The organism is Sporichthyaceae bacterium (genome assembly GCA_036269075.1).
GTDB lineage: Bacteria > Actinomycetota > Actinomycetes > Sporichthyales > Sporichthyaceae > DASQPJ01.
Genome location: DATASX010000123.1, coordinates 60,596 through 73,382, shown reverse-complemented (window position 1 = coordinate 73,382; position 12,787 = coordinate 60,596). Strand labels below are relative to the sequence as shown.

10 protein-coding genes are annotated in these 12,787 nt (G+C 71.2%); 4 read left to right on the top strand and 6 right to left on the bottom strand.

The genetic code is table 11. From position 1 onward, the window contains the following. Window positions 1-155: 155 nt before the first annotated feature. On the top strand, window positions 156-2,120 hold the full coding sequence (locus VHU88_23455) for a S8 family serine peptidase (protein ID HEX3614664.1): 1,965 nt from the start codon (window positions 156-158) through the stop codon (window positions 2,118-2,120). 24 nt (window positions 2,121-2,144) lie between these two features. On the opposite strand, the gene VHU88_23450 is transcribed toward VHU88_23455, so the two are convergent. Further along, on the bottom strand, window positions 2,145-3,206 hold the full coding sequence (locus tag VHU88_23450; protein HEX3614663.1) for a DNA polymerase domain-containing protein: 1,062 nt from the start codon (window positions 3,204-3,206) through the stop codon (window positions 2,145-2,147). 65 nt (window positions 3,207-3,271) lie between these two features. Between VHU88_23450 and msrB the strand changes: the two genes are divergently transcribed. Both msrB and VHU88_23440 read left to right on the top strand, forming a co-directional pair. Continuing rightward, on the top strand, window positions 3,272-3,673 hold the full coding sequence (gene msrB / locus VHU88_23445; protein ID HEX3614662.1) for a peptide-methionine (R)-S-oxide reductase MsrB: 402 nt from the start codon (window positions 3,272-3,274) through the stop codon (window positions 3,671-3,673). Between the two features lie 78 nt (window positions 3,674-3,751). Further along, window positions 3,752-4,201 (top strand): hypothetical protein, encoded by a 450-nt coding sequence (locus VHU88_23440; GenBank protein ID HEX3614661.1) that lies wholly within the window; start codon window positions 3,752-3,754, stop codon window positions 4,199-4,201. Between the two features lie 3 nt (window positions 4,202-4,204). Here VHU88_23440 and VHU88_23435 read toward each other — a convergent pair whose 3' ends face one another. The 3 genes from VHU88_23435 to VHU88_23425 all read right to left on the bottom strand — a co-directional run bounded on the left by VHU88_23435 (window position 4,205) and on the right by VHU88_23425 (window position 8,570). Next, window positions 4,205-6,802, bottom strand: coding sequence for a bifunctional FO biosynthesis protein CofGH (locus tag VHU88_23435; GenBank protein HEX3614660.1), 2,598 nt, complete (start codon window positions 6,800-6,802; stop codon window positions 4,205-4,207). Window positions 6,803-6,816: 14 nt separating this feature from the next. Then, on the bottom strand, window positions 6,817-7,788 hold the full coding sequence (cofD, locus tag VHU88_23430) for a 2-phospho-L-lactate transferase (GenBank protein HEX3614659.1): 972 nt from the start codon (window positions 7,786-7,788) through the stop codon (window positions 6,817-6,819). Between the two features lie 113 nt (window positions 7,789-7,901). Continuing rightward, a complete protein-coding gene (locus tag VHU88_23425; protein HEX3614658.1) occupies window positions 7,902-8,570 on the bottom strand; it encodes a nitroreductase family protein in 669 nt (222 codons plus the stop codon). 463 nt (window positions 8,571-9,033) lie between these two features. On the opposite strand from VHU88_23425, the gene VHU88_23420 reads away from it, so the two are divergent. After that, a complete protein-coding gene (locus tag VHU88_23420; protein HEX3614657.1) occupies window positions 9,034-9,744 on the top strand; it encodes a hypothetical protein in 711 nt (236 codons plus the stop codon). Window positions 9,745-9,812: 68 nt separating this feature from the next. On the opposite strand, the gene VHU88_23415 is transcribed toward VHU88_23420, so the two are convergent. Together VHU88_23415 and VHU88_23410 are read right to left on the bottom strand one after the other, a co-directional pair. Next, a complete protein-coding gene (locus VHU88_23415) occupies window positions 9,813-11,984 on the bottom strand; it encodes an ATP-binding protein (GenBank protein ID HEX3614656.1) in 2,172 nt (723 codons plus the stop codon). A 93-nt stretch (window positions 11,985-12,077) separates the two neighbouring features. Further along, the gene (locus tag VHU88_23410) at window positions 12,078-12,785 is read right to left on the bottom strand and encodes a response regulator transcription factor (GenBank protein ID HEX3614655.1); all 708 of its coding nucleotides are present in this window, start codon (window positions 12,783-12,785) and stop codon (window positions 12,078-12,080) included. Between the last annotated feature and the right edge of the window lie 2 nt (window positions 12,786-12,787).

Below are 12,787 nucleotides of genomic sequence, written 5' to 3'. Positions count from 1 at the left end.
TTGCATATTGCCGGTAAAGGACCGTCCTGACATGACCCGGGACGCGCCGCCCCTTCCTGGCGAAACTTCGCCGAACGGACATACTGGTTGGCGGCGGGGGCCTGCGCCATGCAGCCGTGGCCCCCGGAAGGTGACGGTTCGACGGAGGGCGCACGGTGCACGGGTTGAGGCTGAAGCTCGGCGTTTTCGCGGTTGCGGCGCTGGTCCCGGTCGCGGGAATGAGCCTGGCCTCGGTGAAACCCGACCACCGCGTCGGTGCCCCGGTCGACTACGTCGTGCTCTACAAGGATCCGCACTCGGCCCGCGCGGCCCGCGCCGCGATCTCGGCGGCCGACGGCAAGGTCCTCGAGGAGAACCGTGACGTCGGGACGGCCGTGGTGCGCAGCACCAACCTCGATTTCACGAAGCAGGTGGCGCGCGGCGGAGCGGTCCTCGGGGCCGCGCACCAGCGGCCGATCGGGCGGGTACCCGACACTCGAGCGGCTCGGGAGGCCGTCGAGCGACTGGCCCCGGCGGAGCGGGCCGCGGTGCTGGCGCGGCTGCGCAGCGGCGCCTTGCACCCGAACGCGAACCGGGTCCGCTCCGACGCCGGATCCGCCAAGGCCGAGCCGCTGGGGTCCCGCCAGTGGGACATGGCGATGATGCAGGCCACCGACACCGGCTCCTACGCAACCGAACTCGGCGACCCGCGGGTTCGGGTCGGCGTGGTCGACACCGGCGTGGACTCGTCCCATCCGGACATCGCCCCGAACTTCGACGCCGCCGACTCGCGCAACTTCGTCACCGACAACCCGGTCACCGACGGCCCGTGCCCGGAGCAGTCCTGCACGGACCCGGTCGGCGTCGACAACAACGGGCACGGCACCCACGTCGCCTCGGTGATCGGCGCCCCGATCAACGGGCTCGGCATCGCCGGCGTGGCGCCGAACGTCCGGCTCGTCGACGTACGGGCCGGGCAGAGCTCCGGGTTCTTCCTGCTGCAGCCGGTGATCAACGCGCTGACCTACGCCGGCGACGCCGGGCTGAACGTCGTCAACCTGAGCTTCTACGTGGACCCGTGGCTGTTCAACTGCCCGAACAACCCCAAGGACGACGCCGCCGCCCAGACCGAGCAGCGCACGACGATCGAGGCGATCCAGCGGGCGGTGAGCTACGCCCGCGACCACAACGTCACCGTGATCAGCGCGTTGGGCAACGAGAGCACCGACATGGACCACGTGACCCTCGACCCGAAGAGTCCGGACTACCCGCCGGGTCACTCCTACCCGCGGACGCTGGACTCCTCGTGCCTGACCGTGCCCGCCGAGACCACCGGCGTGGTCTCCATCGGCGCGTTGGGCCCGAGCGGTCGCAAGGCGTACTACTCGAACTACAGCCTCAAGTACAACCGGTTCTCGGCCCCCGGCGGCGACGCGTTCGACACCCCGGACGCCCGGGTCGACCCCACCGCGCAGATCCTCGGCGCGTACCCGGAGAAGGTGGCCCGCTCGGTCGGCGACGTCGATGGCAACGGCACCCCGACGACCCCGTTCGTCGTCAAGGACTGCGAGAACGGCACCTGCGCCTACTACCAGTACCTCCAGGGCACCTCGATGGCCGCACCGCACGCGAGTGGGGTCGCCGCGTTGGCGATCAGCCGGTTCGGCACGGTCGTGAACGACCGGCTCGTGCTCGACCCGCGGTTGACCGAGGAGGCGATGCTGCTCTCGGTGGACCGTCGGTCCTGTCCGCGGCCGGCCGCTTACCGCTACACGCTCAAGCAGGCCGACGGCGCCAAGTCGTTCACCCAGACCTGCTCGGAGAAGTTCGACACCAACAGCTTCTACGGCGCCGGCATGGTCAGCGCCGGGGGCGTCGCGTTGCTGCCGAAGCTCCTGCCGGCGTTGGGCCCGCCACCGAAGACGCCGCCGCGCCCGCAGCCGGCGGCCACGCCGGCCCCGACCGAGACGCCGACACCGGGTCCGACCGAGACCCCGGGCCCCACCGCGGCCCCGGACGCCTCGAGCCCGCCGTCGGGTGCCCCGAGCGACGCACCGCAACCGAACGCCGAGCCCTCGACGGCGCCGACGCTGAGCCCGCCGCAGGACGACGCTCCCTCGACCGGGCAGCCCACCGGCTGACCAGGGCCGCCGTCGGCGTGCCGCTCAATCCGGCGACTCGGCCTCCTTGCGGGCCCGGCTCGGTTGGACGCGCTTCGGCTCGCCGGCCATCTTCGGGTACTCCGGTGGGTAGGGCATGTCGTCCAGTCCGCGGTCCGCGATGTCGCGGTCGTACCACTCCAGCAGCGGGCTCAGGTCGTGCGCGATCTCGTCGATGGCGGCGTGCAGATCGCCGACCTCGGCGAAGCGGGCGGGCATGGTCCGGACCGTCAGATCCCGCGGGTCGACGTCGGCCAGTTCGTCCCACCGCATCGGCGCGGAGACCGGGGCGTGGGCCTGCGGGCGGACCGAGTAGGCGCTGGCGATGGTGCGGTCGCGCGCGTTCTGGTTGTAGTCGACGAACACGGTCTCGCCGCGCTCCTCCTTCCACCACTTGGTGGTGACCCGCCCGGGCATGCGCCGCTCGAGTTCCCGGCCGAACGCGATGGCGGCGTGGCGCACGTGCGTGAACGACCAACGCGGCTCGATGCGGACGTAGATGTGCACGCCGCGGCCGCCGGAGGTCTTCGGGAACGCCGTCCAGCCCAGTTCGTCGAGCACCTCCCGCGCGCAGGCGGCGACCGCGACGGCGTCGCGGAAATCCGTACCCGGCTGCGGGTCGAGGTCGATGCGCAACTCGTCGGGGTGGTCGACGTCGAACCGGCGGACCGGCCACGGATGGAAGGTGATCGTTCCCAGGTTCGCGCAGTACGCGATGACCGCGGCCTCGGTCGGGCAGATCTCGTCGGCGGCGCGGCCGCTGGGGAAGGTGATCTCGGCGGTCTCGACCCAGTCCGGCGCGCCCTGCGGCACGCGCTTCTGGTAGAACGCGTCGCCCCTCGGGTCGGCCCGGGTGGCGCGCTTCGCGCCCTCGAACACCCCGCCGGGCCAGCGTTCCAGCGTGGTGGGGCGATCGCGCAGCGCGCGCAGGATGCCGTCGGACACGGCGAGGTAGTACTCGACCAGCTCCAGCTTCGGGATGCCCGGCTCGGCGAAGTAGATCTTCTCCGGGTTGCTGACCCGTACGACGCGGGATCCGACCTCGAGCTCCACGAACGGCGTTGCCATGCCTGTAGAACCTATGGGAGTGGGGCCCTGGTATCGACGCAGCCGCGGGATTGTTCAATTACGACATGACTACCTATCCGGTCGAGAAGACCGACGACGAGTGGCGTGCGGATCTCTCTCCCGAGGAGTACCACGTCCTGCGCGAGTCCGGGACCGAACGCCCCTGGTCCGGGGAGTACGTGGAGACCGACACCGTCGGCGTCTACAACTGTCGCGCCTGCGGCGCGGAGCTGTTCCGCTCGGACACGAAGTTCGAGGCCCACTGCGGCTGGCCGTCGTTCCACGACCCGAGCGACAGCGACGCGGTCGAGCAGGTGATCGACAACTCGCACGGCATGAGGCGCGTCGAGGTGCGCTGCCGGACCTGCGGCAGTCACCTGGGCCACGTCTTCAACGACGCGCCGCAGTTCCCGACCGGGCTGCGGTACTGCATCAACAGTCTCTCGATCAAGCTGGAACCGAAGTAAATTCACAACACGCGTCACTCAAATCCCAGGAGTCACACGAGATCGCCGCTAGCCTCCTTGTTGATCTAAGGGGGCGCCGTGTTCGGTGGACGGGTCAAACCACACACGCTCGTGCTGGGTGTCGCCGCCGTGCTGGTCTGCGCGCGAGCTGCCATGCCCGCCGGCGGCGGCACCACCACCGCCCTGACCGCGGCCGCCAGCACGCAGATGCTCGTCGGATCGGTCCCGGTGATGGTCTCCATCTCCGGGCCGTTGGACGTACGGTCGGCGCAGCCCGCATCGCTGGGCACGGCGGTCCACCTGGCCGCCGACGGCGAGGCGATCAACGGGGCGACCGTCGTGCTGGAACACAAGCTCGAGGGTTCGCGGGCCTGGACCGAAGCAGCCCGGGCGATCACCGACTCGCGTGGCCGCGCCGTGTTCGTCGTGCCCGTGGCCAGCCCGCGGACCGACTTCCGCGCCCGCTCCCTGGAGGACCCGCACTACGCCGGCGCCTCCAGCGCTGTGATCACCGTCGCCGCGCGTTGAACCTCAGGCTGTAGTCAGCGGCAGCAGTCGTGGTGCCGAGGTGAATGCCTCGTGCGAGCGCCGGACCAGTTCCGGGTCGACCTGTCCGTAGCGCGTCGTGCGCTGGCGCACCGGCCGGCCGATACCGGTGGCGATGGCCTCGATCTGCGCCGGGGTCTTGACCGAGCCGTGTTCGGAGCCGGCCATCCGGGAGATCGTCTCCTCCATCAGCGTGCCGCCGAGGTCGTTGACGCCGGCCCCGAGCATCGCGCGGGTGCCCTCGACGCCGAGCTTGACCCAGGAGGTCTGGATGTTGTCGATGCGCCCGTGCAGGAGCAGCCGGGCCATGGCGTGGACGGCCAGGTTGTCGCGTTGGGTGGGTCCGGGGCGGGCCACGCCGGCCAGATAGATCGGCGCGCTGTGGTGCACGAAGGGCAGGGGGACGAACTCGGTGAACCCGCCGGTCTCGGATTGCAGGCGGGCAAGCAGTTTCAGGTGCGCGACCCAATGGGCCGGAGTGTCGACGTGGCCGTACATCATCGTCGAGGATGACCGGATGCCCAGTGAGTGCGCGGTCGTGACGACCTCGATCCACGCCGAGGTCGGCAGCTTCCCCTTGGTCAGCACCCAACGGACCTCGTCGTCCAGGATCTCCGCCGCGGTTCCCGGAATGGTGTCCAGGCCTGCTTCCTGGGCGGCGGCGAGCCAGGCCCGGATCGACATCCCGGACCGGGTCGCGCCGTTGACGACCTCCATCGGGCTGAACGCGTGCACGTGCATGTCCGGCACGCGTTCCTTCACCGCCCGGGCGATGTCGAAGTAGGCGGTGCCGGGCAGGTCGGGATCGATGCCGCCCTGCATGCAGACCTCGGTGGCCCCGAAGGACCAGGCCTCCTGCGCGCGGTCGGCGACCTCGACCAGGGACAGCGAGTACGCGTCGGCGTCGGTACGCCGTTGGGCGAAGGCGCAGAACCGGCAGCCGGTGTAGCAGACGTTGGTGAAGTTGATGTTCCGGTTGACGATGTAGGTGACCTCGTCACCGACCACGTCGCGCCGGATCGAGTCGGCCAGTTCCAGCAGCGCGCTCAGCGCCGGGCCGTCGCAGGTCATCAGCGCGAGTGCCTGATCGTCGCTCAGGCCGGCTGGGTCGGCCTCGGCCGCGCGCAACGCCCCGCGGACGTCGGCGTCCAGGCGTTCGGGGGCGGACAGGATGCGAGCGGCCTCCTCGCGCACGGAGTCCCAGTCGCCGTAGGCGGCGTCGAAGTCCGAACGGGTCTCGGTACGCCGGCCCTCAGTGTCGATCGCGGTGTGCAGGTCGGTGCGGCCGCTGCCCGCGCCACCCCAACCCGGGTCGGGCTCCTGCCAGGGCAGGCCGGCCGCGACCGGTCCGGAGCGGGACAGACCGGTGTCCGGGTCGGTCAGCGCGCGCACGTGCGGCAGCACCCGCGGGTCGATCCACGGCTCGCCGGCGCGGACGTACTCCGGGTGCACGGTGAGCCGTTCGGCCAACCTGAACCCGGCGTCGGCGGTGGCCTTGCGCAGCACGTCGATGGCCGGCCAGGGCCGCTCGGGGTTGACGTGGTCCGGGGTCAGCGGGGAGACCCCGCCCCAGTCGTCGACCCCGGCGCCCAGCAGCGGCGCGAGGTCCTGCGGGGCCGACAGGTTCGGCGGGGCCTGCACGCGGGCCTTCGGGCCGAGTACCACCCGGGCGGTGGCGATCGCGGCCAGGTACTCCTGCACTTCCGCGTCCGGCCAGGTGCGCATCGCGGTGTCGGGCTTGGCGCGGAAGTTCTGGATGATCACTTCCTGGATGTGCCCGTAGGCCCGGGCCACCTTGCGGATCGCGAACAGCGACTCGGCCCGTTCGGTCAACGTCTCACCGATGCCGATCAGCAGGCCGGTGGTGAACGGGACGTTGTGCCGACCGGCGTCCTCCATCACCCGCAGGCGTACCGCGGGGTCCTTGTCCGGGGAGCCGAAGTGCGCGCCGCCCTTCTCGGTGAACAACCGGGTCGCAGTCGTCTCGAGCATCATGCCCATCGACGGGGCGACCGGCTTGAGCCGGGCGAGCTCCGACCAGGTCATCACGCCGGGGTTGAGGTGCGGCAGCAGGCCGGTCTCCTCCAGCACCCGGATCGCCAACGACCGGATGTAGTCCAACGTCGAGTCGTAGCCGGCTTCGTCGAGCCATTGCCGGGCCACATCCCAGCGGTCCTCGGGGCGGTCCCCGAGGGTGAACAGCGCTTCCTTGCAACCCGCGGCGGCCCCGGCCCGGCAGATCTGGAGCACCTCGTCGGCGGACAGGTAGGGGTTCAGCCCCTGGTTGCGCAGCTCACCGGGGGTCAGGGCGAACGTGCAGTAGTGGCAGCGGTCGCGGCACAGCTTGGTCACCGGCACGAAGACCTTGGGCGAGAACGTCACCACACCGGGTCGCCCGGCCGCGATCAGACCCGCGTCGCGGACCCGGGCGGCGGTGGTCATCAGGTCGGTGAGTGCCTCGCCGCGGGCCGCGAGCAACGCCCGAGCCTCGTCGACGGAGATCGTCGCGCCGTCGCGGGCCCGGCGCAGCGCACGGCGCACCTCGGCGGCGTTCGGCAGCGCCTCGTGGTGCGTCAGGGTCATACCTACTCCAACGGTCAGCGCTGATCCGGTCGGTAGGACAACAACAGGTCCACCAGATCCACTTCCCGGAAACGGCGGAACTGTCCGTTCTCGTCAGCCAGCGTATGCGCGAGCAGCAGGTCCGGACCCGGCGAGTATCCGCTGACCTCGTCCCGATCGGCCAGGTCGACGACGAACGCGTCCAGCAACCCGGCGAGCAGTTCGGCGGCCGCGGCGGCTGTGCCGGGGCGTCCCAGCGCCGCCAGCAGCGCCGTGCGACTGTCGGCCCGCCGCTGCTCCCCCGCGCAGATGATCGCGACGCCGCTGACGATCGGCGTCACCCCGATGACCGGCACCGCGGCGGCCTTGATCGCGTCGCGGATGCCCGGCACGGCCAGAATCGGTCCGATGCTGGCCACCGGGTTGCTCGGCCCGATGATGATCCGGTCCGCCGCCGCGATCGCCTCGAGGACCCCGGGTGCCGGGGTCGCGTGCTCCGCACCGCGGAACTCCACCGCACGCACCGGGTCCGTGGCGCCGCGGGCGATGTAGAACTCCTGGTAGTGGACGGTGCCCGTGTCGGTGCGGACGTGCGTCTCGACCTCGTCGTCGGTCATCGGCAGCAACCGGGCCCGCAGGCCCAGTCGCGCGGCCAGGTCCGCGGTCACCTCGGACAGCCGACGCCCGGCCCGCAGCGCACCGGTCCGGTACAGATGGGTGGCCAGGTCGGTGTCGCCGAGGTTGAACCAGGCGGCCCCGCCGAGCTCGCCGAGCGCGGCCATGCATCGCCACGTCTCGTCGCGCAGGCCCCAGCCCCGCTCGGGATCCTGACGGCCCGTCAGGGCGTAGAGCACGGTGTCCAGGTCCGGGCAGACCCGCAGGCCGTGGATCCACAGGTCGTCGCCGGTGTTGCCGATGATCGTGACCTCGGCCGGGTCGACACGGTCCAGCAGCGCCCGCCACAGTCGGGCGGCACCGATCCCGCCGCCGAGGCCGACGATGCGCATTGCCCGCTCCTCGGTGTCGGTCTCCCGGACGGCCCGCGTATGAGAGTGCGCCGTCCGCGTATGAGAGTGCGCCGTACGATCATCGATGATCGGCGAGCGGCACCGGTTCGGCGTCACGCCAGGGGCCGGCCCCAGGTGTCGGCGAAGTACAGCTCGTCGAAGCCGGGCCTCGGCCGGGTGGGGCCGGGTGCCCTGCCCTGCGCCGCGTAACCGACCAGTTGGACCTGGGTCGGGGTGCAACTGGCGGGCATGTCGAGCAGCTTGCGGATCTCCTCGCGGCGGCCGGTGATCAGGCCGGTCCCCAGGCCCGCATCGACGGCGGCCAGCAGCGCCGAGCCGACGGCCAGGCCGCACTCGAACGAGGTCAGCCACTCGGTGAACGCGCTGTTGGTGTCGGGATGGATGACCAGGTCCTCGGGCGCCAGGCCGCTGTCGGCGAAGTCTGCCTCCCAGCCCTCGCTCGGCGGGCGGGCGTCGAGCAGAGCGCGCACCTTCTCCCGGTTGTGGTTCCAGCCGGACATGTCCTGCACCCAGACGATCGCCACCGGGGCCGCCGCGGCCTGCGGCTGGTGGTACAGCGCGTCGATCAGCGCGTCGCGGATCACGTCCGGGGTCTCGCCCTTGGTGACGACGACGGCCTTGCGGACCAGTTGCGCGTTGCCGTGCTGACTCTGTTGCGCGGCCGCCTCGAGGATCGCCCGGATCTTGGCCTTCTCGACCGGGCGATCCGGCTCGAATCTGCGCACGGTGCGCCGGCTGCCGACAGCTGCCTTGAACTCCATCGTCAGTTCCTTCCGTGGCGTCCCGGCTTGCCCTCATTAACGCACCCGGGCCGCGTGTGCGCACCACCCCGTCCGACGTGCGGAGCTCATGGGGGGAACCTGGGCATTCGGGACGCATAGGGACGAGGGCCGGCCAAACCTGTCCGGCTGCCAAAAATTGGTCACCGATCGGGCCAATCCCGTACCGGCGCGAATCCCGACATCGAGCACTTTCCGAATCGGCGACAAATGCGCATCCGTTGCCTTCGCGCACCGGGCGCAATCAGGCCTCAAAGAGGGTTCGGCTCTTGGCCAAAGTCGCGGGCGCCTCACCGAAAGCGTCCACAAGTCTGGGCTTCTCGACGATCACGTCTGGTCTCGAGGCGGCGGGGGGATGACAACGGCCGTCGCGCCTGATTTGTCGCAACAAGAGGGGAAACCGATGAATAGAACTGGTCGAGCACTCGCAGCAGCATTCGTGCCGATGGTGTCGATCGCAGTGGTGATGATCCCGGGGGTGGCGCAGGCCGCGCGCAGCAGCGACGACACCCGGGTCACCGGATTCGGGCAGCTCACCACCGGGACCACGCCGAACACGACCACGGCCCAGCTGAGCATCCGCGACGTCGAGGGCGGGCTGTACCACGCAGCCGGCCAGGTGCAGCTTTCGGACGGCACCCAGCAGGCCGTCGGGCGAGCGTATTGCGTCACAGGGTCGGCTGCCAACAGTGGTTACGACGTGGCCGCGATCGGGCTGCACATCCTCCGGTCGACGTTCACCTCGGGCCCGGCGCAGAACGAGGATGTGGTGCTCTACGTGACCCAGCCGACGGGGACCACGATCGGGTCGGTCGGTTTCGACAACGGACCGGCCTGCCCGCGCGACAACTTCACGTTGCCCGCCTCGGTCACCCTGACGTCGTTGTCCAGCGGCCACATCTCGGTGGACATCCCCGCCAATCTGACCTGCACGCGGGGCGACGGGAGCAGCACCAGCCAGGACTGCAACACCGACGACAACTGGAACAACGGCAACGGTTCCTACAACAACGGCGCCTACAACGGGCCGAACGACAACGGGGCCTCCAACAACGGGGCCTCCAGCAACGGGGCCTTCAACAACGGTGCGGACCCCAACGGTGCGGACCCCAACAGCGACCTCACCGCCCAGGCGAACGGTCCCCGCCGCCGCTGACCGCACGCGTCAGCTTCCGCTGAACTGGTCCGTCGGGTCGTTGCAAGCCAGCGGCGACCCGTCGGACGTCAGCGGGCCGTGCGGTCGCCCGGCGCCAGCAGTTCGTCGAGCACCCCCAGCAGATCGCCGGGGACCAACGGTTTGGTCAGCCGCGCGGCCGGTTCGGGCACGCCCCGGGTGTCCGGCAGCCGCCCGGACAGCACGCACACCGGCACGCCGGACAACTTCGGGTCGGCGGCCACCGCGGCCAGCACGGCCTCGCCGGGCAGGTCCGGCAGGTCCAGGTCGAGCAGCAGCAGGTCGGGCGGGTCGGCGCGTAACGCGTCCAACGCCTCGCCACCGCCGCCGCAGGTGCACAGCCGGATCCCGGGTCGCGCCCGCAGCACCTCGGCGACCAGTTCGCGGTGCGCCGGGTCGTCCTCCACGTAGAGCACCGAACCAGTGGCAAGCACACGCCTGCGGCCGCTCGGAGCAGGCTTTACCGCGACAGTCGCGTCCAACGGGCCGTTCCAGGCGTCCAGGTCGATCTCGACCACGGTGCCCACGCCCGGCTCGGAGTGCAGCGCCAGTTGCCCGCCCATCGCGGCGACCAGGCGTTCGGTCACCACCAGCCCGAGGCCGGCGCCGGGTTCGCCGTGCAGTTCCGCGTCGAGCCGGTCGAACGGGGTGAACAGTCGGTGCTGCAGTTCCGGAGCGATGCCGAGGCCGGTGTCGCGCACGGTGATCCGCGCCCGGTTCGGCGCTGCCGGCGCGGGCCCGCACGAGATGTGCAGTTCACCGGCCGGCCGGTTGTACTTGATCGCGTTGGACACCACGTTCAGCAACGCCTGTTCCAGCCGACGGGGGTCGGCCAGCACCGCGACGGTCTGGTCGGCTCCGGACAGGTCGACGCTCAGTCCGCGCCGGTCGGCCAACGGTTCCAGCAACTCGCACGTCGCGTGCACGACCGGCGCCACCCGCACCGGGCAGCGATCGATGGACACCACCCCGGCCTCGATCTTCGCCAGGTCCAGCACGTCGTCGAGGATCGCGATGATGTGCCGGGCCGCGCGGCCGATGTGGCCCAGCGCGGTGGTGCGCCGTTCCCCGGACAGGTCCAGGGTGTCGAGCAGTTCGGTGAACCCGACGATCGCCGACAGCGGGGTGCGCAACTCGTGGCTCATCGTCGACAGGAACTCTGACTTCGCGCGGCTCGCGGTCTCCGCCGAGCCCCGCGCGACCTCGGCCGCGTGCCGGGCCTGGCGCTCGGCCTCCGCGACCTTACGGGCCGTCAGATCCACGACGTTGGTGCTGATGTGCAAAGGGATCCCGTCGCGGCCGCGGACCACCGAGGCGACCATCTCGACCCAGACCGCGCGGCCGTCGCAGCGCAGGTAGCGCTTCTCCTGGTGGCCGCTGGCCACCTCACCGGCGGCCATCGCAGCCCAGGAGGTGACGCTGCGGGCGATGTCGTCGGGGTGGGTGATCTCGGCGAAGTGCCGGCCGACCAGGTCGGTCTCGGGGCGGGCGAGCAGGCCGCAGAAGGCCCGGTTGACCCGGGTGAACCGGCCGTGCAGGTCCAGCAGCGCCATGCCGACGGCGCTGTCGGCGAAGATCCGCCGGAACTGCTCCTCGCTGGCGGCCAGCGCGCCCCACACTCGGTTGTGCGAGATCGCCACGGCGGCCAGGTCGCGGTACCGGTCGACCAGCCGGGACTCCCGTCGGGTCGGGGTGTGCGGATTCTCGTGGTAGACCGCGAACGTGCCGAGCACCTCGCCGTCGCTGCCGAGGATCGGGCTGGACCAGCAGGCGCGCAGGTTGTGCTCGGCGGCCAGGTCGCGGTACTCGGCCCAGCGCGGGTCGGTGGGGATGTCGAAGACGACGACCTGGCGGCCCAGATGCGCGGCGGTGCCGCAGGATCCGGCCCGCGGCCCGACGGCCAGCCCGTCGATCGCGGTGTTGTAGGCGGCCGGCAGGCTCGGAGCCGCGCCGTGCCGCATCCGGTGCGCGCGCGGGTCGTAGAGCAACACCGAGCACCGGGTGCCGGGCATGTGGCTCTCCAGCGCGAGCGTGACGGCGGTCAGCACGTCGGGCAGGTCGGCGCCGGCCGCGAGCATCTGGAGGATGTCGGTCTGCTGCGAGAGCAGCGCCAGGCTCTGCCCGTGGTCCACCCCGGTGCGGGCCGGGTCGAGTTCGTCGGGCGGACGGGCCCAGGCCAGGATGTCCGGCCCGCCGACCGGCATCTCGACCTCGGCGCTCATCGCCGCACCATGAATTGCCGGCGCGAGTCTGAGGTGGCGTGCACCGTGACATTGACTCGCTCGCTGCGCTCACTCATGGAACTGCCCGCGCTCTCACGGCTCGAAGCGGTATCCGACGCCGCGGACGGTCCGCAGCCAGGTCGGCCGGCCCGGGTCGGCCTCCAACTTGTGCCGCAGTCGGTGCACGTGCTGGGTGACGGTGGCGTCGTCCTGCCACTGGGTCGCCGAACCCCACACCCGTTCCAGCAACTGTGCGCGGGTGAAGACCCGACGGGGCGAGCGGGCCAGGAACACCAGCAGGTCGAACTCCTTGGCGGTCAGCTCGACCGCGGCACCGCGCACCCGGACGTCGCGGGTGGTCTCGTCGATCTCCAGCGTGCCGAACGTGAGCCGCTCGTTGGTCGACTCGGGCAACGCCCGCCGCAGCACGCTGCGGACGCGGGCGGCCAACTCCCCCGGCGAGAACGGCTTGACCAGGTAGTCGTCGGCGCCGAGATCGAGGCCAACGATGCGGTCGGTCTCGCCGCCCCGGCCGGTGACCACGATGACCGGGATCGCGCTGGTGCGCCGCAGGCGGGCCAGTACGTCGAGGCCGTCGACGCGGGGCAGCGACAGGTCGAGCACGACGAGGTCCGGCGGGTCGGCCTCGACGGCGTTCAGCGCGGTGGCGCCGTCCGCGGCCCCGCGAACCGTGAAGCCCTCGGCCTCCAGCTGCCAGGACACCAGCGTGCGGATCTGCTCGTCGTCGTCCACCACCAGCACGCGGTGCTGGGCCAGCCGGGATGGGATGCCTGCCGCCACCG

Coding starts and splice junctions, on each gene's coding strand:
- msrB (HEX3614662.1), top strand. CDS start 3,272: ATGACTACCTATCCGGTCGAGAAGACCGACGACGAGTGGCGTGCGGAT.
- cofD (HEX3614659.1), bottom strand. CDS start 7,788: ATGCGCATCGTCGGCCTCGGCGGCGGGATCGGTGCCGCCCGACTGTGG.
- VHU88_23425 (HEX3614658.1), bottom strand. CDS start 8,570: ATGGAGTTCAAGGCAGCTGTCGGCAGCCGGCGCACCGTGCGCAGATTC.
- VHU88_23435 (HEX3614660.1), bottom strand. CDS start 6,802: ATGACCCTGACGCACCACGAGGCGCTGCCGAACGCCGCCGAGGTGCGC.
- VHU88_23450 (HEX3614663.1), bottom strand. CDS start 3,206: ATGGCAACGCCGTTCGTGGAGCTCGAGGTCGGATCCCGCGTCGTACGG.
- VHU88_23415 (HEX3614656.1), bottom strand. CDS start 11,984: ATGAGCGCCGAGGTCGAGATGCCGGTCGGCGGGCCGGACATCCTGGCC.
- VHU88_23420 (HEX3614657.1), top strand. CDS start 9,034: ATGGTGTCGATCGCAGTGGTGATGATCCCGGGGGTGGCGCAGGCCGCG.